This window comes from Hoeflea sp., assembly GCF_984452065.1.
The window spans coordinates 1-21,578 of the sequence record NZ_CFHWAF010000016.1 but is presented as its reverse complement, the minus strand read 5'-3'; the positions used below and the strand labels follow the sequence as shown (position 1 = coordinate 21,578).

Below are 21,578 nucleotides of genomic sequence, written 5' to 3'. Positions count from 1 at the left end.
TGCCGCTCGGGCCGCGGCAGGTGGCGGGCATCGTCTGGGACGGGAAGACCGATACGGTCGATCCGAAAAAACTGCGGCCGATCACCCATGTTTTCGATTGTCCGCCGATCGCGGAGGATATGCGCCGCTTTCTCGACTGGGTGGCGGCCTACACCCTGTCGCCACCGGGACTTGTCGCGCGCATGGCCCTGCGGGCGCCGGCGGCATTCGAGCCGGCGGCTCCAACGGAGGGTCTGCGGTTGGGCAGCGCGCGTCCCGAGCGCATGACGGCAGCCCGTGAGCGGGTTATTGCGATGGCGGAAGACGGTTTGAGCTGGACCCGCACCGGGCTTGCGCGGGCAGCCGGCGTTTCCGTCAGCGTCGTTGACGGCCTGTTGCGGCAGCATGTCTTCGATACGGTCCTTATTCCTCCGCAGCCGGTGGTTCCGCCTCCCGATCCCGATTTCCGCAAACCGGAGCTGAACGCCGATCAGCAGGCGGCCGCCCGGCGCCTGCTCGGGGACGGCGGAACGCCGCCCGCCGTGTCGCTGATTGACGGCGTGACCGGGTCCGGCAAGACGGAGGTCTATTTCGAGGCCGTTGCGGAAACGATCCGGCAGGGCCGGCAGGTGCTTATCCTGTTGCCCGAGATCGCGCTCACCTCGGCATTTCTGGAGCGTTTCGAGCGGCGCTTCGGCTGCAAGCCGGCGGAGTGGCACTCGGACATCGCTCCGCGCATGCGCGAGAAGGTCTGGCGGCAGGCCGCGACGGGGGATATCCGCGTCGTCGCCGGCGCGCGTTCGGCGCTTTTCCTGCCTTTCGACAATCTCGGCCTCATCATTGTCGACGAGGAACACGATGCCGCCTACAAGCAGGAAGACCGGGTCTTTTACAACGCCCGCGATATGGCGGTGGTGCGCGCCCATATCGGCGGTTTTCCGGCGATTCTCGCATCAGCCACGCCATCAATCGAAAGCCGGGTGAACGCGGACACCGGCAAATATGCCGACATCCGCCTGCCGGAGCGGTTCGGCGGCGCGGCGTTGCCGGATCTGCATCTGATCGATTTGCGGCGCGATCCGCCGGCGCGGGGCGGGTTCCTTTCTCCGGTTCTGATTGAAGCCATGAAAAGGACGCTGGAGGAGGGTGAGCAGGCGCTTTTGTTTCTCAACCGCCGCGGATATGCGCCGCTGACGCTGTGTCGCGTATGCGGTCACCGGTTCCAGTGCCCGGACTGTTCGAGCTGGCTGGTCGAACATCGTTTCCGGCGGCAATTGCAGTGCCACCATTGCGGCCATACGGAGCCGGCGCCCGAAGCCTGTCCGGAATGCGGCGCGCTGGACCATCTGGTTGCCTGCGGCCCGGGGGTCGAGCGCATTGCGGAGGAAGCCGACTGCCATTTTCCCGACGCGCGAACCATCGTCCTTTCCTCCGACATGATGGGCGGCGTTCAAAGGCTGCGGCTTGAGCTTGAGGCGATCGCCAAGGGTGAGGTCGATATCGTCATCGGAACGCAGCTTGTCGCCAAAGGGCACAATTTTCCGATGATGACCCTTGTCGGGATCGTCGATTCCGATCTCGGCCTTGCCAATGGCGATCCGCGCGCCGCCGAACGCACCTTCCAGCTCCTGTCCCAGGTCACCGGCAGGGCCGGGCGTTCGGGGCGGAAGAGCCGCGGTCTCTTACAGACCTACCAGCCGGCGCATCCGGTGATCCAGGCGATTGTCTCGGGCGATCCGGAAACGTTCTACGAGCGCGAGATCGCCGAGCGGGAAAAGGCGCGGCTGCCGCCGTTCGGGCGCATGGCCGCGCTGATCGTCTCGGCGAGCGACCGCGCCGCCGCCGAGGGGCATGCGCGCGGCCTGCGCCGGGCGGCGCCCGCCGCGCGTGACATCGCAGTGCTGGGGCCGGCGGAGGCGCCGATGGCTCTCATCCGCGGGCGCTACCGTTTTCGCCTGCTGGTGCATGGTGGGCGGCAATCGGACCTGCAGGCCTTTGTCGCGCGGATGGTGGAAGCCGCGCCGGGTCCGCGCGGATCGGTCCGCGTGCAGATCGATATCGATCCGCAAAGCTTCATGTAACGATCGGAGGGAGACGGGATGATTGCATTTTACTGGCCCGGCACGACCGGCGAATGGCTGGCATTTGCCGTGGCCGCGATAACGGTTGCCTTTGGCCTGCTGCTGTTTCTTGCGCCACGCCTTTCCTTTCGCATGCTGCGTCTTGAAACGGCGGACGGCCGGCCCGATGCGATTGCCGAGGGCCGGGCCACCATGGCCGGGTTTTACCTGGGATGCGGGCTGTGCTGCATCCTGCTCGCCCAGCCGCTGATCTATCTTGCCCTCGGGGCGTCGTGGGCGTTTACGGCATTGGGCAGGCTGGTCTCGATCGTCTTTGACGGGGCGTCCACCCGTTTTAACTGGCTGTCCGTCCTTTTCGAGGCGATGCTCGCTGTGTTGCCGCTCGCCTTTGTGTTCGGACTGATCTAGCGGCGGTTGCGGTAAACGTCCGACCACGCTGAGGGGTGTTTGGTCCCGGAGTGTGATGGTCTGGGTGAATTCTGAATCGTTTGCGCTCTGACGTCCATTTTTGCGAAATGAATCCGAAGACGGTTTTGCCTTTCAGCGTCTTGAGGCGCTTGGCGAAGTTGTAAACGTTGAGGAAAGTCATGAGATGCTCACGTAAGCGATCGTGCGTCTCGTAATGGTAGCGCCGAACGGTTGCGTCCTTGGCCCCGCGTCCTGCTGCGCTGGTAGGGTTACTGATTTGCGTGTCATAATCTTCGAAGCATCTCACGCATGTTCATCCTGTCTGTGTTGTAAAACAGATCTGTGTGCTCTAGCGGTTCCCCGCCGACAATTACAGCCTATCAGCATGCTCGCTCTGGCAACGGCTGCACCGTTCTCCGCAGCGCTCCGATCCCTGCGGGATGCCGACAACTGAGCGTGCCGATATTCTGAAATTGTCGGCTCGGAGGAATATCCCCTTCGAAACACTTCACGGGATGTCTCTCAAAGGAATGATCCTTAATACCTGTATGTGGGGTAGGCGCGTTTGCCTTATCAATTGTGCATAATGATTACTCAAAGTCGTAAATTTTCTCGTGACAATCCGAAAAAATAGTGCATTCCTTCCTGTCGAATTGCTACAAAGACATTGCCAGCCCAGATACCTTCGAGCCAGCTATATAAACAGCTTAGAGCATCGGGCCCGATTGTGATCAGAACTACCCTCTTCATAATGTCAACGGCAATTATGTCTGGCTGCGTATCCTTGGACACACCAGAAGCCAACAGGGATAAGCCGCGCAAGTGTTATGGACATGTTGCTGAAATCGCGCGCGCTCGAGATGGCAGTCCTGTTTCCGCAAACGCGATCATCAACCGGGCAAAGAAGTCCGATAATGTGTTGATTGGCGAAGTGCACGACAATCCGGATCACCATGCTGTCCAGTTGCAGTTGCTCGAGGCGTTAACGAAATCCGGTTCATCACGAACCATGATGTTCGAAATGGTCGATGCGGACTACAACTCTGTCCTGCAAGCATATCAGGCAGCACCGGTGTCCTCTGGCGAACTGCAAACGGCTTTGAAATGGTCCGAGCGCGGGTGGCCGCTATGGGAATCCTATTTTCCGCTTTTCGAAAGAGCCAATGATCAGGGCATGGTGATACGGGGCGCCAACATACCTGGCGAACTGATGCCGTTTGTAAAAATTTATGGCAGCTTGGCCTTTCCGCGACGAAAACGAAACGAGATAGGGCTCGGCGCCGAAGATCCATTCCTCGGGGATCGCGCAGTGATGGAAACACTTCTCCAGCAGGCGCACGGCGTCGAAAAGGAAGCTATTGCGCCTTTTGTGATCAGCCAGTACGCGAAAGACGCCCATATGGCCGATCAGATTATCGAAACGAGATCTCGCACGGTTCTCATCGCCGGCAACTATCATGTGCAGAAAAATATCGGCATTCCAGTCCACCTTGTAAAACGCGCACCGAACGCATCCGTCCTGTCGATCGGCATCTTCGAGCTGTCAGACGAGTATCCGACAGCAAACGCTTTCTTCGCCAAGGTGGAGCCGGCATATCGCGACTACGATTTCCTGTGGTTCACCGATACGCGCTGCCTGGAAATATCGGGGCCGAATAAAAAAATGTGGAACGAAATGGTCGCGTCCAAAACTGCTGAACAGGATTGGGGTACGCGCAGTCGTTCATGAAGGTTGCCATCCAAATGTTATTATCTCAGGTTTATTTTTTGATTTGAGTGCAATTATCGAGGGAGATATATTTGATGAAGAATTTTTCCAAGGCAACCATCATATTAGCTGGTGCAGCGCTCCTGTTTGCAAGCGTTACACCTGTGCTCACCCAGGCTGAAAGTCTGGAAGATGTTTTTAGCAAGGAGGAACTGGAAATTCTGTTTGGCGCCGGTGGCAGAATTCCGCAACGGATAGGTCCGCATCGTGTTGTCATGTCGATGGAAGAAGCAAGCCAGGTTGAGGGAAAGATTCCGTTGATAATTCTTGTTCCAGCAACAGCAGCCTTGACTGGTGCCTTCGTGGGAGGTTCGATCGCCATCATTCGTGGAGAGGATCAAATAGGTTATGATATGGCAATCGGAGCTGCTGGTGGTGTTGGCACGGTTTATGGAGGAACTGCTGGTGGGGCTGCGGCTTCAATAGGGATGGCTGCGGCATGCAGCGCCTGCCACGGAGCGAAATATTGAATATCAGAAAAGTAATCTACTTTCTTATATTGATGTTAAGTTACGGCATTCCATTTGCATTTGCAACAATGTATGTTCGGCATGTTGAAGTAGAGAATTATACAATAAATTTTATAACATCAGTAGTATTTTACGGTGGAGTGATGGGTTTTATTTCACATTTAATTTTTAAGGAAAAATGGAAAGATAACAGGTGTTTTAGATGGTTTCATAAATGATATGGCGCATTTTTTTGTTAGTATTGATGTTTCTGGCATCAAACGTACATGCTTGGTCTGCATCTCAAATACAATTATAGAGAGAGTTTTTTGATGAAGAATTTTTCCAAGGCAACCGCCATAGTAACTGGTGCAGCGCTCCTGTTTGCAAGCGTTACACCTGTGCTCACCCAGGCTGAAAGTCTGGAAGATGTTTTTAGCAAGGAGGAACTGGAAATTCTGTTTGGCGCCGGTGGCAGAATTCCGCAACGGATAGGTCCGCATCGTGTTGTCATGTCGATGGAAGAAGCAAGCCAGGTGGAAGGTGAAACGCCACCTATTGTGATTTGGGGAATCAATACGGTTGGTGGCGCAATAATAGGCGGTGCAGGTGCATGGGCACTTGGGGGCAGCGGAAGCGATATAGCTATTGGAGCCGCAGCTGGAGCATCCGGTGGTCTCTTTGGAAGTGTCGGTGCAGCAGGCGGAGGAGCTCTAGGCGCATTTGCAGGTGGGTTCTACGGGACTGTGGGGACAAATATGGCATGCGTAAGCTGCCATCAGGCAAAATAAATTGTTACGTAAGCTAAAAAATATGAATAAGGAAATTTCTAATTTTTTTATTAGAGTTTTAGTATTTGGAATCCCATTTGCATTCGCAACAACTATTATATCTGATATTGGTAAATACAATATTTATATAAATTTCTTAATAATGTTTTTGATTTTTGGCTTTGGAATGGCATTTATTAATTTACTGATTGATAAGTTCAATAATAAAAATATGTAAGTTTATATAATATAATATTTGAATGTATCATTTATGTTTTGCAGAAGATAAACAAGTTTTGTTTCACATTTCCTCTTTAGGCAGAAATAGGAAGAAAATAGCATTTTATATGGTTTCATAAATGATATGGCGTATTTTAATAACGGCTTTGATGCTTTTCACATCGAATGTACATGCTTGGTCTGCATCTCAAATACAAGATTTGCTGAATACCGAAACCATATTCCATCGGGACAAACCCATCCGCTCATGGACAGAAGTGCGCGACCATAACATCGTAAAGCAGCAATTTGATACGTCTTGTGGCGCAGCATCTTTAGCAACGGTTTTGAATGTCTTCTATGGCGAGGACACCAATGAAGCCGACCTTATGGATATCATGGGATTGAAAGGTGCATATTCGTTTGCCGACCTTTCCTATGCCAGCAACGAATTCGGATACAAAGCCACACCGATTTTTGCGCAATTCAACATTCTGAAAAAGCTTCGTGTGCCCGTTATCCTGTTTATCAACAATTACGGACAGGGACATTTTACGGTGTTTCGCGGAACAGACGGTGACACTATCTGGCTCGGAGATCCGGCGTGGGGCAATGTTTACCTTTCGAAGCGCGACTTCGACAAACGTTGGAACCAGATCGAGGGTAAAACAGACACAGGATTCGCCCTCGTCATTCTTAAGCCAGGGCAGGACATCAATCAGGCATTTTTTGGCTTATCAAATGCTGAACGCCATAGATTTTTTGTTCAAAATCCGAATCTTACGGCAAACACAGTATATCCGTGAACCATAGAAGCCGGATTCAGCGCTCTATAAGGCCTGTGCTCTACACCCGTTTCATACCTGGCCATGGAAGCCGCTCCACTCCCTGGTGCAGAAGCTGCCCAATAACCCATGTGAGCGACAGAGACGCTGCATATCCATAAACACAGGCCATACCGTGCAAGTAGCTGGGGTGTGGGTTCGTCTGCCCTCCAACCGACCACGCACCAAGTGCAATGAGGCATGTCCCCAAGACTGTAACTGCCGCGACAACACGCGCAATCCGGCTCATTCTCGCAACCTTCGAAACCGGTTGAAATAGTGCAAACGCCAGTCCGCCCCAACCGATAAAAGACACCGTTAAGGAGTGCCAAAAAACCAGACTAAACAACTCAAATACACCGAATAATGTCTCCATCGTTTTAGCCCATATCTTCTTTCACCACGCGCCGCTGACCTAATACTGTCATTATGTGCATTGTACAACTATGCCTTGCCTCGACAACCGAATTTTGCTGACTTCGCCGAAAAATGTGATAGGCTATACAAATCAAACCAAATCGATCTTAAAATGGTTCTAATGTATTGATGTATTATGTATTCTTTTTCATTTTCCATAGCTACGCTTGGCCTGACCCTAGTGCTTTCTGCACTGGCTCACGCCCAGTCGCCCACCCCTGGCACAACCACGGTTGGCGAACAGGAATCTCTCCTTAAAGTCGAGGACTTTTCTCCACGAAAAGGCCGTTGGTCGATCAATTATGGTCTCTCATATCAATCCGTGGACAAAGGAGGGTACATCCCGAGTCTGTTGTTCGTACCGGATGCGAATGGAACCATTTTTGCGGTGCCGAGTATAAGCCCTTCGACCGATCGTGTCGATGAGGGATCACTCAACATCGGGGCACGATATGCCCTCACCGGCAATGTCAATCTCTTCGGGCAGGTGTCTGGCAGCCTTTCGAACGTCCGTACAACCACAGCGCTAGGTGTTTCCGAGAACAAAACGTCCTTCGGACTTGGCGCTTTGAACCTGGGCGCCGATTTTCGATTTACACCGAACATCAGCCGCACCAATTTTACAGGGTTCGTTTTCGTCTCCGCCGCGGAACAAGCCGATACGGACTGGATCTTCGGCACGGCACTGTCGGCGGGCTTCACGGCAAGCCGCATTATCGATCCGCTAATTCTATCCGCGACGGTCAACTACAACCATTTCTTCCCCCGAACAACAACAAGCGGCAGGCATAACCCCGGCAATGTTATCACATTCACACCGACGATCGGATTTGCGGTCAATCCTGACATCAACCTGTCCTGGGGCATGGGCTTCAGTTATCGCACGGGCGATGAACTGGCCGGTGCACCTAAAGGATCATCCGATGTCTTGACAACGGTCAATCTTGGATTGGGCTACAGGCTGACGAAAGACAAGCTGCTCAACATCAACGGACGGGCTGGCGTCGGAGGCAATGATGCAGTCCAGATCGACGCCAGCATATCCCAACGCTTCTAAGCCAGACACACTCTGGGTCCGGGCATCTCAAGGTTGCCGCAAAGCAGGCGAATTCATGGCAACCGCGCGTGCACTGTGCCGGATTCATTCGTTTGCCGGTCAAGTTTGCCCATACTCCTTTCAAAGCAGGGGGCAAAGCGTGTTGCGAGTCCAACATACGTGTGCTAGACGAACCACGAATTTTGACCGCGGTTCAAATAAGCGATGTTGCGGTTGGGGATAAATCGAAACAAATTCAAGGATTTACGGGGACACTCGCCTCCGCTTCAGAATCCCTGAATTCAGTTCAGAGAAAATTGCGCACGTGGCAGACACATCTTCGCTCATTTCCGGTGTTGCAGAACGGTATGCGTCTTCGCTGTTCGAACTGGCGCTCGAAGCCAAATCCGAAACAGCCGTCGCAGAAGAACTCAACCGTCTGGAAACACTGATCGACAGCAGCGAAGATCTCAAACGACTGATCGTCAGTCCGGTGTTTTCCGCCGACGATCAGCTCAAGGCTATCGCAGCGATCGCCGACAAGGCCGGGTTTGCCGGGCTCGTCGGCAATTTTTTACGTGTTGTTGCAAAGAACCGCAGGCTGTTCGCCGTGCCCGGCATTATCCGCGCCTACCGTAGCATCGAGGCGCAGCATCGCGGGGAGGTCTCGGCGGACGTCACGTCGGCGCGGGAACTGACCGGCGAACAGGAAAAGGAATTGAAGGCGGCGCTCAAGAGCGTCACCGGAAAAGACGTGGCAATTCATGTCACCGTCGACCCGTCAATCATGGGCGGACTGATCGTCAAGGTCGGCTCGCGTCAAATTGACACATCCCTTCGCTCAAAACTTTCTACCCTTAAGCTTGCACTGAAAGAGGTCGGCTGATGGACATCCGTGCCGCGGAAATTTCCGCAATCCTAAAAGAACAGATCAAAAATTTCGGCAAGGAGGCGGAGGTCTCCGAAGTCGGCCAGGTGCTGTCGGTCGGCGACGGTATTGCCCGTGCCTACGGCCTCGACAATGTTCAGGCCGGTGAGATGGTTGAATTCCCGGGCGGCATTCGCGGCATGGCCCTGAACCTTGAATCCGACAATGTCGGCGTGGTGATCTTCGGTTCCGACCGCGACATCAAGGAAGGCGACACCGTCAAGCGGACGGGCGCCATCGTGGACGTGCCGGTCGGCAAGGAACTGCTCGGCCGCGTTGTCGACGCGCTGGGCAACCCGATCGACGGCAAGGGTCCCATCAATGCCAAGGAGCGCTCGCGCGTTGACGTGAAGGCGCCGGGCATCATCCCGCGCAAATCCGTGCATGAGCCGATGTCGACGGGTCTCAAGGCCATCGACGCGCTCATCCCGATCGGCCGCGGCCAGCGTGAGCTCGTCATCGGCGACCGCCAGACCGGCAAGACCGCCATCATTCTCGACACCTTCCTCAACCAGAAGCCGATCCACGACAACGGTCCGGAAGAGGACAAGCTCTATTGCGTTTATGTCGCCGTCGGCCAGAAACGCTCGACCGTTGCACAGTTCGTGAAGGTGCTCGAAGAGCGCGGCGCGCTTGAATACTCGATCATCATCGCGGCGACGGCCTCGGACCCCGCGCCGATGCAGTTCCTGGCGCCGTTCGCCGGCTGTGCCATCGGCGAATATTTCCGCGACAACGGCATGCACGCGCTGATCGGCTATGACGATCTGTCCAAACAGGCCGTCTCGTATCGCCAGATGTCGCTGCTGCTGCGCCGCCCGCCGGGCCGCGAAGCGTACCCCGGCGATGTTTTCTATCTGCACTCGCGCCTGCTCGAGCGCGCAGCCAAGCTGAACGAGGACAACGGCGCCGGTTCGCTGACCGCGCTGCCGGTGATCGAAACGCAGGGCAACGACGTGTCGGCCTTTATTCCGACCAATGTGATCTCCATCACCGACGGCCAGATCTTCCTGGAAACGGATCTCTTCTATCAGGGTATCCGCCCGGCGGTGAATGTCGGCCTCTCGGTTTCCCGCGTGGGCTCGTCGGCGCAGATCAAGGCCATGAAACAGGTGGCCGGCTCGATCAAGGGCGAGTTGGCGCAGTATCGCGAGATGGCGGCCTTTGCCCAGTTCGGTTCGGACCTCGATGCCGCAACGCAGCGTCTCCTGAACCGTGGTGCCCGCCTGACCGAACTGCTGAAGCAGCCGCAGTTCTCGCCGCTGAAGACGGAAGAGCAGGTCGCGGTCATCTTCGCCGGCGTCAACGGCTATCTCGACGGTCTTGACGTCGAACAGGTCGGTGCATTCGAGGAAGGCCTGCTGGCGCATATGCGCGCAGACGGCAAGGACATCCTTGAAACGATCCGCGTCGAAAAGGCGCTCAGCGACGATATCCAGGGCAAGCTCAAGGCCGCGATCGATACGTTCGCCAAGTCTTTCGCCTGATCGCACGCAAGCAGCAACGGACGGATAACGGATGCCTTCACTTAAGGATCTGAGAAACCGGATCGCCTCGGTCAAGGCGACGCAGAAGATCACCAAGGCGATGCAGATGGTCGCCGCGGCGAAACTTCGGCGTGCCCAGGAATCCGTGGAAGCGGCGCGGCCCTATTCGCAGCGCATGAGCGCGGTGCTCGGCAATATCGCCGGCGCCGTCGTCAATGCCGACGACGCGCCGCGCCTGATGGGCGGCACGGGTTCGGACCAGACGCATCTGCTGGTGGTGTGCACGGCCGAGCGCGGGCTGTGCGGCGGTTTCAACTCGCAGATTGCGCGTCTTGCGCGCGAGCATATCGGCGCGTTGCAGGGCCAGGGCAAGGACGTCAAGATCCTGTGCGTCGGCAAGAAGGGCTATGATGTCCTCAAGCGGCAATATGGCGATCTCATCATCGACCGGGTTGACCTGCGCGAGGTCAAGCGGATCGGCTTTGCCAATGCCGACGACATCGCCAGGCAGGTTATCGGCCTGTTCAACGACGAGGCGTTCGACGTCTGCACGCTGTTTTATTCCGAGTTCCAGTCAGTCATCACACAGGTTCCGACCGCGCAGCAGATCATCCCGTCAAGTACCGGCGGCGAAGATGCCGAACAGACCGGCACCGACGCGGTCTACGAGTATGAGCCGGATGCGACGGCCATCCTCGACGATCTTATCCCGCGCAACATCGCCGTCCAGATCTTCCGCGCCCTGCTTGAGAACGCAGCGTCGGAACAGGGCGCGCGCATGACCGCGATGGACAATGCGACCCGCAATGCGGGCGAGATGATCGACAAGCTGACGCTGAACTACAACCGTCAGCGCCAGGCGCAGATTACAAAAGAACTGATTGAGATTATTTCGGGTGCGGAAGCGCTCTAGAAGCTCTGAGAAGAGGGTAATGACGATATGGCTAAGGCAGCGACCCCAACAAAGACCGCCGACGCGGAAGCAAAGCCGGCGAAGAGCCGCGCCAGGGCAAAGGCAGCGGCCAAGCCGGCCGGCGTGACCGGAACCATCACGCAGGTTATCGGCGCCGTTGTCGACGTTGCGTTCGAAGATCACCTGCCGCCGATCCTGAACGCGCTGGAAACCGACAATCTGGGCAACCGCCTCGTTCTGGAGGTCGCGCAGCACCTTGGCGAGAACACCGTGCGCACGATCGCGATGGACTCCAGCGAGGGCCTTGTCCGCGGTCAGAAAGTGACCGATACGGGGGAGCCCATCGCCGTGCCGGTCGGCCCGGAAACGCTGGGCCGCATCATGAACGTGATCGGCGAGCCGATCGATGAGGCCGGCCCGGTCAAGGCCACGGCAAAGCGGGCCATCCACCAGGACGCACCGGACTATGTCGATCAGTCGACGGAAGCGGAAATCCTCGTCACCGGCATCAAGGTCGTCGACCTTCTCGCGCCCTATGCAAGGGGCGGCAAGATCGGCCTGTTCGGCGGCGCCGGCGTCGGCAAGACCGTTCTCATTCAGGAACTGATCAACAACGTTGCCAAGGCGCATGGCGGTTACTCGGTTTTTGCCGGTGTCGGCGAGCGCACCCGCGAGGGCAACGACCTTTACTGGGAAATGATCGAATCCGGCGTGAACAAGGATCCGCAGGAGCATGACGGCTCCACGGAAGGGTCCAAATGCGCACTGGTCTTCGGCCAGATGAACGAGCCGCCCGGCGCCCGCGCCCGCGTCGCGCTGACCGGTCTGACGATTGCCGAGCAGTTCCGTGACGAAGGTCAGGACGTCTTGTTCTTCGTCGACAATATCTTCCGCTTTACCCAGGCGGGTTCGGAAGTGTCGGCGCTTCTTGGCCGTATTCCTTCGGCCGTGGGCTACCAGCCGACGCTCGCCACGGATATGGGCACCATGCAGGAGCGCATTACGACCACCAACAAGGGCTCGATCACGTCCGTGCAGGCCGTCTACGTTCCGGCCGACGATTTGACCGACCCGGCGCCTGCAACCTCGTTTGCGCACCTTGACGCAACGACCGTCCTTAACCGTGCGATTTCGGAAAAAGGCATCTATCCGGCCGTGGATCCGCTCGATTCCACGTCGCGTATGCTCGATCCGATGATTGTCGGTCAGGAACATTATGACGTTGCCCGCCGGGTTCAGTCGATCCTGCAGCGCTACAAATCCCTGCAGGACATTATCGCGATCCTCGGCATGGACGAACTCTCCGAAGAAGACAAGATGACCGTTGCGCGCGCCCGCAAGATCGAGCGCTTCCTGTCGCAGCCGTTTTTCGTTGCCGAAGTCTTCACCGGTTCGCCGGGCCAGCTTGTCGATCTCGACGACACGATCAAGAGCTTCAAGGGTCTGGTCGAAGGCGAGTACGACCACCTGCCGGAAGCCGCCTTCTACATGGTCGGCGGTATCGATCAGGCAATCGAAAAGGCCCAGAAGCTGGCTGCCGAGGCAGCTTAGAGCCTGGATGCAGACGGGCCTTTTGGCCCGTTCATATCCACCAAAAAAGGTGACCCGCGATGGCTGACAGCTTTAATTTCGAACTCGTTTCGCCCGAGCGGCTTCTGCTTTCGGAAGCGGCCAGCGAGGTTATCCTGCCGGGCGCCGACGGCGAAATGACGGTGATGGCGCACCACGCACCGGTCATGACCACGATCAAGCCGGGCATTGTCGAGGTGAAATCGCCGGAGGGCGGTTCGAACCGTTACGTGGTGTTCGGCGGTTTTGCCGATATCCTGCCGGAGGGCTGCACGGTGCTCGCCGAATCGGCCGTTCATGTCGATGACATCAATCATGAGGATCTGGCCCAGCGGATCCAGAATACAAGGGAAGATCTGCAAGACGCGACAGACGATGCGGACAAGGCGCGCATCTCCGAAAAGCTCGATCATCTGACGACGCTGCAAAGCGCCGTTTGAGCACTGCTTTGAGATTTGACAAGGGCGGGCCGGGCGGGCCGCCTTTTTATTTCAGGGCACGTTCGACTGCCGCTGATGCATGAAGGGCAGTGGTATCGTAAAGCGGCAGTGAGCTGCCCGTGTCATCGACCACCATCGTCAATTCGGTGCAGCCGAGGATGATGCAGTCGCAACCGTCGCCGCGAAGATCGTCGATCACGGCTTGGAAGAACCGGCGGGCGTCGGCCTTGACCTCGCCGAGGCAGAGTTCCTCATAGATGATGCGGTGAATGGCCCCGCGCGCCTCGCTGTTCGGGACAACGACATCGAGACCGAAGGCCTTGCGCAGCCGGTCGGCGTAGAAACCCTCTGCCATGGTGAAGCGGGTGCCGAGGAGGCCGACACGCCGGCGCCCGGCCGCGACCAGCGCTTCGCCGGTCGCATCGGCAATGTGCAGGACCGGCAGCCCGCTTTCGGCTTCCACCTCGTCGGCCACCTTGTGCATCGTGTTGGTGGCGATGACCAGAAAGTCGGCGCCGGCCGCCTTCAGGCCGGACGCGGCGGCGGTCAGGATTTCGGCGGTGCCGCTCCAGTCGCCCGAATGCTGGCGCTGTTCGATCTCGTGAAAATTCACCGAATGCAGAAGGATGCGGGCCGAATGCAGGCCGCCCAGGCGCCGTTTCACCTCTTCATTCATCAAACGGTAGTAAATGGCGGTCGATTCCCAGCTCATGCCGCCGATAAGCCCGATCAGCTTCATGGCCTTATACCGTGAGGTGGGAAAAGGCGGTGAGAACCTTTTCATAGACGCCGCGTTTGAACGGCACGATAAGGGCGGGCAGTTCGGAGAGGCGGCGCCATTGCCAGGTGTCGAATTCGGCCTCGTGTCCGTCGGGAGGCGGATTGATCGCGATTTCGCTCTCGTCTCCCTCGAACCGGAAGGCGAACCAGCGTTGGGTCTGGCCGCGATATTTGCCCTTGAGGGCAACGCCGATCAGATGATGAGGAAGATCGTAATCGATCCAGTCGGGCGCTTCGGCGAGAAGAGAGATGCTGTGGATGCCGGTTTCCTCATAGAGCTCGCGTCTGGCCGCATCGATCGGCGCCTCGCCCTTGTCGATGCCGCCCTGCGGCAGCTGCCAGCGGTGGTCCGACGGCGCAAGCTCGCCCTTTTCCTCAGGGATCCGGTGGCCGGCCCAGACGAGACCCTCATGGTTGACGACGACAATGCCGACACAGGGACGGTAGGGCAGGTCTTCGGCTTTGCGTTTGTTCATGGCGCTAAAAATCTTCCGGGTCATCGGCCAGCGCCGAAACGGCGACGATTTCGATCCCGCGCGCCTTGGCTTCATTGGCCCAGGCGGCGATGGCATTGACGCTGGTCTCGAAGGCCGAAGCAACGGCGATCGCCGAACCGTTGCGGCGCGCGATGCGTTCCGCCTCGTCCAGCTTCTTCATGATCTCGATGCGGTTCACGTCATGGTCGACGACGATATCGGCCGTTGCATGGGGAACGCCGACCGCACCGGCCAGCGCGCCGGTCACCGTGCGCGCGGAGGTGCCGTCATCGAGGAAAAGGATGCCGCGGCGCGACAGGTCGCGCATGATCGGCTCGGTCGCCTCGGGATCGGACAGGAAACGGGCGCCCATGAAATTCATGATGCCCGTATAGTTGGTTATGCGCCCCAGCGCCCAGTGAAGGTCGGCCAGATTCTGGGACGTGCCGTCCTCGACAACCAGCGTGTGCGGCCCCGGATCGTTCTGCGGATAGTTGAACGGCTCGAACGGCACTTGCAGCAAGACCTCATGGCCGGCGCGCCGTGCTTCCTGAAGCCAGCGCTGCAGGCTGTTGCCGCTGGCGGCAAAGGCGAGTGTGATTTCTTCGGGCAGCGTGGCGATGGCATATTGCGAGCCCGTCTGGCTGAGGCCGAGGCCGCCGACGACAATGGCGAGGCGCGTTCCGCGCGCGCCGGACCAGGGACGCGCATAGGCATCAAAGGCGCGGCGGCCGTCGGCGCTTTTGACCGGCAGCCTTCCGAAATCGGTGTTTTCCAGAAGTTCGGGGATCGGCAGATGCGCCATGCGCGGATCCTGCCCGACCGTTTGTCCGCCCGATATGATCAGCGGCCCCTCGCCCGTCCGGTCACGGGGCGAGATGGTGGTCACAGCCTCTCCCTCGTCGGTGAGCGTGCGCGCCATTTCCGGGCCTGAATCGCCCGGCAGGTGCTCCTCGGAGGCTATACCGCCTTCTATGACAACCGGTTCGGTCCGTGTCGATTGTTCACGTGCCGTGGATTGTTCCGGCGCGGCATCTTCCGTGCCGCGCAGCGGGCTTTGCTGAAGCGCCAGGATCCCGGCTCCGCCGAACACGACCAGAACGGCAAGTCCGGCGATAATCCAGCTGCCTGCGGGTCTGTTCCTTGCCCCCGGTGTCTTGTGCCGCCGATCCTGTCCAAGCGGTTTGTCTAGTTCGGAACCCGTGTCCACAGCCGCCGGTTCAACCCCGATCTCGATTCAGAACCGCCCGCTTTCGCGGGCGGTGTCCTAGTCTTATTCGGTCTTGCTGCTTTCCTTGTCAACCTCCTTGGCCGCCTTCAGCGTGTTGTCGGCGCTTGGCGGGAAGGCCGGGTCCGTGCGCTCGCCGCGCAGCAGTTCCAGCGCAAAACCGAGCTGCTCATCGTCCTCGGCCTCCGGCGGGACATAGGCAATGGAGCCGGAGCCCTCTTCGGTTTCGTCCTGGCCCTGAATATGGCCGCGCAGTTCCGATTCTCCGGTCTCGCGGAGCCGGCCCCGCAGCTCTTCCGGCAGCGGCTGCTCGACAATGATGTCGGGCTTGATGCCAGTCCCCTGGATGGACTTGCCGGACGGCGTGTAATAAAGCGCCGTCGTCAGGCGCAGCGCGCCGTTCTCGCCGAGCGGGATGATCGTCTGGACCGATCCCTTGCCGAAGGAACGGGTTCCGACCACCGTTGCCCGGTGGTGATCCTGCAGGGCGCCGGCAACGATTTCCGAGGCGCTGGCCGAGCCGCCATTGACCAGCACGATAATGGGCTTGCCTTCGGTCAGGTCGCCCGGACGCGAATTGTAGCGCCGGGTTTCCTCGGCGTTGCGGCCGCGTGTCGAAACGATCTCTCCGCGATCCAGGAAGGCATCGGATACATTGATCGCCTGATCGAGAAGTCCGCCCGGATTGAGGCGCAGATCGACAATGTATCCCCGCAGTTCGTCTTCCGGGATCTTGTCCTCGATATCCTTGATGGCATTTGCCAGGTCGTTGTAGGTCTTCTCGGTAAAGGAGATCACCCGGATATAGCCGACATTGTCCTCAACCCGGTGCTTCACCGCCCGGATCTTGATGATCGCGCGTGTGATGTCGATATTGATCGGAGCGTCCGCGCCCTCGCGCAAAATGGTGAGCTTGATGTCGGAGCCGACCGGGCCGCGCATCTTCTCGACCGCCTCCGACAGTGTCAGGCCGCGCACCGCTTCGCCGTCGATCTCGGAGATCAGATCGCCCGCCAGAACCCCGGCCTTCGATGCGGGTGTATCGTGAATGGGCGTGATCACCTTGACGAGCTCGCTGTCCTGATCGAGCGTCACTTCGATACCGAGGCCGCCGAATTCCCCGCGCGTCTGGGTGCGCATGTCGTTGGCGTCGTCGACATTGAGGTAGCTCGAGTGCGGATCGAGCGACGTCAACATGCCGTTGATCGCGTTCTCGATCAGCTCCTTTTCCTCCGGCGGCGTCACGTATTGCGCGCGGACCCGCTCGAACACGTCACCGAAAATGGAGAGCTGCTTGTAGGTTTCGGAGTTGGCGGCAATGGCCGGCGATCCGGCGTATTGCAGCGCGCTGACTGACATTGCACCAATAAAAACCCCGGCTGTCAGAATTACTAGTTTACGAATCATTTCGTACCCTTCCGGACGGATTGCTGGCCCACCACGGAGCCGGATCAACGGGTTTCCCGTTTCGTCTGAATTCAATGTAGAGCGTTGGCTCCGCCGAAGCCAGAGCCAAAACCGATGCAGACACCAGCTTTGTCCTGTTCATGCGGCCTATCGGCTCGCCGGCCACGACAAACTGCCCGATATCGGCATTGGTGCTGCCCATTCCGGCCAGCACCAGATGATAACCGTCCCCGGCGTTGAGAATAATCAATTCCCCGTAGGAGCGGAACGGACCCGAATATACCACCCAACCATCGGCCGGCGCTGTCACAATTGCGTCAGGCACGGTTGAGACCATCATGCCCTTGAGCGACTGGCCGGACCCGTCATCTTCCCCGAAGCCGAATTTCTGGCGGCCGGCGACGGGAAGTTCGAGTTTTTTCTTCAGTTTGGAGAAGGCGAAGGCCGGTGCGATGCGGTCGGCGTCGGGTTTTCCCTCGCGCGCCAGTTCGCGGGCTTTCTGGCGTTGTTCCTTTGCCTCTTCCTCGCGTCGTTTCTCCGCAAGACGGGCTTTGGCGGCCGCCTTGCGGACCGAATCGATCTCGCTGCCGAGCGATGCGATCAGCTCTTCCAGGCTCCTGGCACGGGCTGCGAGTTTTTGCGACGCCGCGGATTCGAGCGCCAGTTTTTCCTGGCTTTGCGCCGCCAGTTTGCGTTTTTCGGCGAGCAACAGGGTCAGCCGTTCTTCCTCTTCGGCCTGGTCCTCAAGCGTCGCCAGCAGCAGTTCGCGCTCATTGGCGATGGAGGCCCTGATCTCGGTCAGTTCCTCAAGATCATCGACAAGCTGCTGCGTCTGCTCACGGATTTCCGGCACGACCGCACCCAGAAGAATGGCGCTGCGAACCGAGGAGAGCGCGTCGTCCGGACTGACGAGCAGGGCCGGTGGCGGATTGCGGCCCATGCGCTGCAGGGCGGCCAGCACCTCCGCCAGGACGCCGCGCCGGGCGTTGAGCGAGGCGCGAACGCCGGTTTCGCGGCCGTTGAGGCTCGCCAGCCGCAACTCGCTCTCGGAGACGTCCTCGCTCAGTTTCTTTTGTGTCTTGGCGCTCTGCACCAGTTCTATGCGCAGCGTTATCTCGTCTTTCCTGAGCGAGGCGATGCTCTCCTCAAGGGCCTCGCGCCGCTCCTGCGAAAGCTCGATATCCGCGGTCAGGCGCTCCAGTTCGCCGAGACCCATTTTGCGCTGTTCGTCCAGCTGTTCGATCGTCGCGGCACCCGGACGGGCCGATTTGGGCGTTTTTGACGTCTGGGCGAAGGCGGAAACAGGCAGGGCCATGACGGCCGACAAGGCGATCACGGCAGACCGTTTGCAATGCAATGCAAAGCCTTTGCGCCGCTGCGCGCAACGGCCCGTGCTGCCGTCGGCCGGCATACGCGGTGAGCTTTGCAGGACCTTGCGAATCATGAACTTCCTATCCCTCGGCAGACCATAGCCCGATCGCCGCCTGTGGCAACGCAAAACGCCTGCAAGGCGGTCAAACCGTCGTTTGTCGTCCTCACAAAGCATATACCACGTTTCAATTCGTGAACCTTGCGAAGGCAAACTAACCGGATTCGGGCCGAATCGGCCGCCGGGCCTGTCTGCCAGCCAAGCATGGCCGCGATGTGGCAAATCAGGACATATGGCAAATGCCGGCGTTCAGTTGCGATGATAGGGGTGGCCGGTCAGGATGGTCGCCGCCCTGTAGATCTGCTCGGCAAGCAGGATACGCACGATCTGGTGCGGCCAGGTCAACTTGCCGAAGGACAGGGTCCTGTCGGCCTTATCGAGCAGCCTGCCGTCATGGCCATCGGCGCCGCCGATGGCGATCGCAAGGTCGCGGCGGCCGGAATCGGCCCAGTTGCCAAGCATGTTTGCAAAATCGTTCGAGCCGATGGCGGGACCGCGTTCATCGAGAGCGAGAAGGAGGCAATCGTCGGGCAGCTGTTTTTGCAGCGCATCGTATTCATCGCGCTTGCGCGTTGCCGCATCCGCTGCCCGGCTTTCGGCGATTTCCACGATGTGGCCGAGGTTCAGGCCCCGGGCGGCGCCGGTTTTTGAGAACCGGTCGATATAGCGTGCAGAGAGCTCTCTTTCGGGACCGGCCTTGAGCTTGCCCACGGCGTAAATCGTTACCCGCATTTTGCCTCGCGCCATCGTCGTCCCGTGTGCCGGGGCGCTCATTGAAGGCGATCCGTGTGGCGAGGCGTTTGTTCAGTGTGAACCCTGCGGCCTAAAACCAAACGGAATCAGTCTGTTGCCAACTTCCTGCGCCACTTCGCCGAAGCGGCCGGGCACAAACGCTAGTGCACGGTATCCTCTTCGACCTCCGGGGCCATCCACATCTTTTCCAGATTGTAGAATTCCCGGACTTCGGGACGGAATACGTGAATGATGACGTCTCCGGCGTCGATCAGCACCCAGTCGCCGTGACTGAGGCCTTCCACCTTCGCCGATCCGAAACCAGCATTTTTGAGATCGCGCAAAAGATGGTCGCAGATTGCCGTGACATGACGGTTCGAACGCCCGGACGAAACAACCATGTGGTCGCCCAGTGCAGACTTGCCGGTGATGTCGATGGAGACAACGTCTTCCGCCTTGGATTCCTCGAGGCTGGCGAGGACCAGTTTCAACGCATGAAATGCAGCATTGCCGCTTTCCAGTGCGGATGAGGAAACGCTTGCGGCATTTCCCTTGCTGTGTGCTGTTCTCAGTGTCTTTCCTTTCTGTAACAGAACAAGCCCTGTTTTGCCTTCCCACGGAGACTTATCGCCTTCCGGCCCCATTGCCGGTGTTTCTCCGCTTCAACATCCGTCCGGTCGGCCAAAACGACTCAGACGATACGCGTTGCAGCAAACACAATAAAGCATAGGCATGGAACGCTTAACGTTTCAAGACAAAGCTCATCACGATTTTTTCGCTGTCTTTTGAATGATTTGCGGTTACTCCCCTGCATTGTATCGCTGTAACGCCCCGCCATTGCGCAGCGCCGTCGAGGAAAGCGGGGACCGCGGTCCGTGAATGAACGTCCATGCGGGCGGGCGCATGCGGGGGAGTGCAACCGATTGCGCTTCGTCGACGCGGGCGTGGCCGAAGGTCTTGGCCATGACCGAAGACAGGTAGGACAAGGTCGAGCCGGGACGGTCGACGACGGCGATCGGAATGCGTCTCGCAATCGCCTGCCAGTTCTGCCAGCGGTGAAATCCGGCGAGATTGTCGGCGCCCATGATCCAGACAAAATCGACGCCGCGATTGCGTGAAAGGACGAAGTCCAGCGTTTCGGCGGTGTAGTTCAGATTGCGCGCGGCCTCGAACGCGGTGAATTTGACGCGCGGATCATCGATCATGTCCCGGCTGAGCCGCATGCGTGTCGCAAGGCTTGCAAGTTCCGCGTGGTCCTTCAGCGGGTTGCCGGGCGTCACGATCCACCAGAGCTGATCGAGGCGCAGCCGGCGCAGCGCGGTTTCGGCGACAAGCACATGGCCTTCATGCGGCGGGTTGAACGACCCGCCAAACAGCCCGACCGCCATGCCCGGCTCCACATGGGGCATGCGCAGGAGTGCTGCTGGGGTCTCGTTGCGGTGCATTGCGGTTCCGCTTACGGGCGGGTCTGGCCGTCGCCGTGGACCCGGTACTTGAAGGATGTGAGCTGTTCGACGCCGACCGGCCCGCGCGCGTGCATCTTGCCGGTGGCGATGCCGATCTCCGCGCCCATGCCGAATTCGCCGCCATCGGCAAACTGGGTGGAGGCGTTGTGCAACAGGATGGCCGAATCGATCTCGTTCATGAACCGCTCGACAACGCCGGCATCCTCGGCGATCACCGCCTCGGTGTGATTGGACGAATAGCGGCCGATATGAGCGATCGCGCCGTCTATGCCGTCGACAAGCGCGACGGAGATGACGGGAGCCAGATATTCGTTCGACCAGTCGTCTTCCTTCGCCGCCGCGGCGGCGGGGAAGGCCTCGCAGACCTCCCGCGATCCGCGGATTTCGCAACCCGCCTCGCTGAGCGCGCCGAGCACCGGCAGCAGATGGGTGGACGCGGCTGCCCGATCGACAAGCAGCGTCTCCGCAGCGCCGCAAATGCCGGTGCGGCGCATCTTGGCGTTGACCGTGATGGCGGCTGCCATGGCAATGTCGGCCGACGCATCGACATAGATGTGGCAAAGGCCTTCAAGATGGGCAAAGACCGGCACGCGTGCCTCGCCCTGCACCCGCGCGACAAGGCTCTTGCCGCCGCGCGGAACGATGACGTCGATGGCGCCGTCCAGGCCTTTCAGCATTTCGCCGACCGCCTGCCGGTCGGTGACCGGAACGCGCTGGATGGAATGTTCGGGAAGGCCGGCGGCGCGAAGCCCGTCGACAAGGCAGGCGTGGA

General features: G+C 58.7%; 21 protein-coding genes. 12 read left to right on the top strand and 9 right to left on the bottom strand.

Annotation, left to right across the window (positions count from 1 at the left end; all coding sequences use genetic code 11):
• The 12 genes from AC5E6N_RS05140 to AC5E6N_RS05085 form a co-directional block, all read left to right on the top strand.
• Window positions 1-2,060, top strand: a 2,060-nt coding sequence (locus AC5E6N_RS05140) for a primosomal protein N' (RefSeq protein WP_491746811.1), incomplete at its 5' end; no start/stop codon positions are given.
• Between the two features lie 18 nt (window positions 2,061-2,078).
• Window positions 2,079-2,468: an AGROH133_08824 family phage infection protein gene (locus AC5E6N_RS05135; RefSeq protein ID WP_491690611.1), complete on the top strand. Its 390-nt coding sequence runs from the start codon at window positions 2,079-2,081 to the stop codon at window positions 2,466-2,468.
• A gap of 784 nt (window positions 2,469-3,252) precedes the next feature.
• The gene (locus AC5E6N_RS05130) at window positions 3,253-4,197 is read left to right on the top strand and encodes a ChaN family lipoprotein (RefSeq protein WP_491746810.1); all 945 of its coding nucleotides are present in this window, start codon (window positions 3,253-3,255) and stop codon (window positions 4,195-4,197) included.
• A 74-nt stretch (window positions 4,198-4,271) separates the two neighbouring features.
• Entirely contained in the window at window positions 4,272-4,706 is a 435-nt protein-coding gene (locus tag AC5E6N_RS05125) for a hypothetical protein (protein WP_491746809.1), read from the top strand.
• A gap of 266 nt (window positions 4,707-4,972) precedes the next feature.
• Window positions 4,973-5,476 (top strand): hypothetical protein, encoded by a 504-nt coding sequence (locus AC5E6N_RS05120; protein WP_491746808.1) that lies wholly within the window; start codon window positions 4,973-4,975, stop codon window positions 5,474-5,476.
• A 338-nt stretch (window positions 5,477-5,814) separates the two neighbouring features.
• Complete coding sequence (locus tag AC5E6N_RS05115) at window positions 5,815-6,480, top strand: C39 family peptidase (protein WP_491746807.1); 666 nt, start codon at window positions 5,815-5,817, stop codon at window positions 6,478-6,480.
• Window positions 6,481-7,051: 571 nt separating this feature from the next.
• Window positions 7,052-7,972 (top strand): hypothetical protein, encoded by a 921-nt coding sequence (locus AC5E6N_RS05110; protein ID WP_491746806.1) that lies wholly within the window; start codon window positions 7,052-7,054, stop codon window positions 7,970-7,972.
• 304 nt (window positions 7,973-8,276) lie between these two features.
• Window positions 8,277-8,837, top strand: coding sequence for a F0F1 ATP synthase subunit delta (locus AC5E6N_RS05105; RefSeq protein ID WP_491746805.1), 561 nt, complete (start codon window positions 8,277-8,279; stop codon window positions 8,835-8,837).
• The gene (gene atpA, locus AC5E6N_RS05100; protein WP_491746804.1) at window positions 8,837-10,366 is read left to right on the top strand and encodes a F0F1 ATP synthase subunit alpha; all 1,530 of its coding nucleotides are present in this window, start codon (window positions 8,837-8,839) and stop codon (window positions 10,364-10,366) included. Before AC5E6N_RS05105 ends, atpA begins: the two co-directional genes overlap by 1 nt.
• Before the next feature lie 31 nt (window positions 10,367-10,397).
• Window positions 10,398-11,279 (top strand): F0F1 ATP synthase subunit gamma, encoded by an 882-nt coding sequence (locus tag AC5E6N_RS05095; RefSeq protein WP_491746803.1) that lies wholly within the window; start codon window positions 10,398-10,400, stop codon window positions 11,277-11,279.
• Window positions 11,280-11,306: 27 nt separating this feature from the next.
• The gene (gene atpD / locus AC5E6N_RS05090) at window positions 11,307-12,830 is read left to right on the top strand and encodes a F0F1 ATP synthase subunit beta (RefSeq protein WP_491746802.1); all 1,524 of its coding nucleotides are present in this window, start codon (window positions 11,307-11,309) and stop codon (window positions 12,828-12,830) included.
• A gap of 59 nt (window positions 12,831-12,889) precedes the next feature.
• A complete protein-coding gene (locus AC5E6N_RS05085) occupies window positions 12,890-13,288 on the top strand; it encodes a F0F1 ATP synthase subunit epsilon (RefSeq protein ID WP_491746801.1) in 399 nt (132 codons plus the stop codon).
• Window positions 13,289-13,334: 46 nt separating this feature from the next.
• Here AC5E6N_RS05085 and AC5E6N_RS05080 read toward each other — a convergent pair whose 3' ends face one another.
• From AC5E6N_RS05080 to AC5E6N_RS05040, 9 genes are all read right to left on the bottom strand, one after another.
• On the bottom strand, window positions 13,335-14,027 hold the full coding sequence (locus AC5E6N_RS05080) for an aspartate/glutamate racemase family protein (protein WP_491746800.1): 693 nt from the start codon (window positions 14,025-14,027) through the stop codon (window positions 13,335-13,337).
• Window positions 14,028-14,031: 4 nt separating this feature from the next.
• The gene (locus tag AC5E6N_RS05075) at window positions 14,032-14,544 is read right to left on the bottom strand and encodes an RNA pyrophosphohydrolase (RefSeq protein ID WP_491746799.1); all 513 of its coding nucleotides are present in this window, start codon (window positions 14,542-14,544) and stop codon (window positions 14,032-14,034) included.
• Window positions 14,545-14,548: 4 nt separating this feature from the next.
• The gene (locus AC5E6N_RS05070; RefSeq protein ID WP_491746798.1) at window positions 14,549-15,754 is read right to left on the bottom strand and encodes a divergent polysaccharide deacetylase family protein; all 1,206 of its coding nucleotides are present in this window, start codon (window positions 15,752-15,754) and stop codon (window positions 14,549-14,551) included.
• A gap of 63 nt (window positions 15,755-15,817) precedes the next feature.
• Window positions 15,818-17,131 carry a S41 family peptidase gene (locus AC5E6N_RS05065; protein ID WP_491746797.1) on the bottom strand — a complete coding sequence of 438 codons (1,314 nt, stop codon included), beginning with the start codon at window positions 17,129-17,131 and terminating at the stop codon, window positions 15,818-15,820.
• A gap of 37 nt (window positions 17,132-17,168) precedes the next feature.
• Complete coding sequence (locus AC5E6N_RS05060; RefSeq protein ID WP_491746796.1) at window positions 17,169-18,623, bottom strand: murein hydrolase activator EnvC family protein; 1,455 nt, start codon at window positions 18,621-18,623, stop codon at window positions 17,169-17,171.
• A 234-nt stretch (window positions 18,624-18,857) separates the two neighbouring features.
• Window positions 18,858-19,340, bottom strand: a complete 483-nt coding sequence (gene rlmH / locus AC5E6N_RS05055; protein WP_491746830.1) for a 23S rRNA (pseudouridine(1915)-N(3))-methyltransferase RlmH — start codon at window positions 19,338-19,340, stop codon at window positions 18,858-18,860.
• Window positions 19,341-19,501: 161 nt separating this feature from the next.
• Window positions 19,502-19,984, bottom strand: a complete 483-nt coding sequence (gene rsfS, locus AC5E6N_RS05050) for a ribosome silencing factor (RefSeq protein ID WP_491746795.1) — start codon at window positions 19,982-19,984, stop codon at window positions 19,502-19,504.
• Between the two features lie 156 nt (window positions 19,985-20,140).
• A complete protein-coding gene (locus AC5E6N_RS05045) occupies window positions 20,141-20,785 on the bottom strand; it encodes a nicotinate-nucleotide adenylyltransferase (protein WP_491746794.1) in 645 nt (214 codons plus the stop codon).
• Between the two features lie 11 nt (window positions 20,786-20,796).
• The coding region (locus AC5E6N_RS05040) for a glutamate-5-semialdehyde dehydrogenase (protein ID WP_491746793.1) at window positions 20,797-21,578 on the bottom strand (782 nt) is incomplete at its 5' end.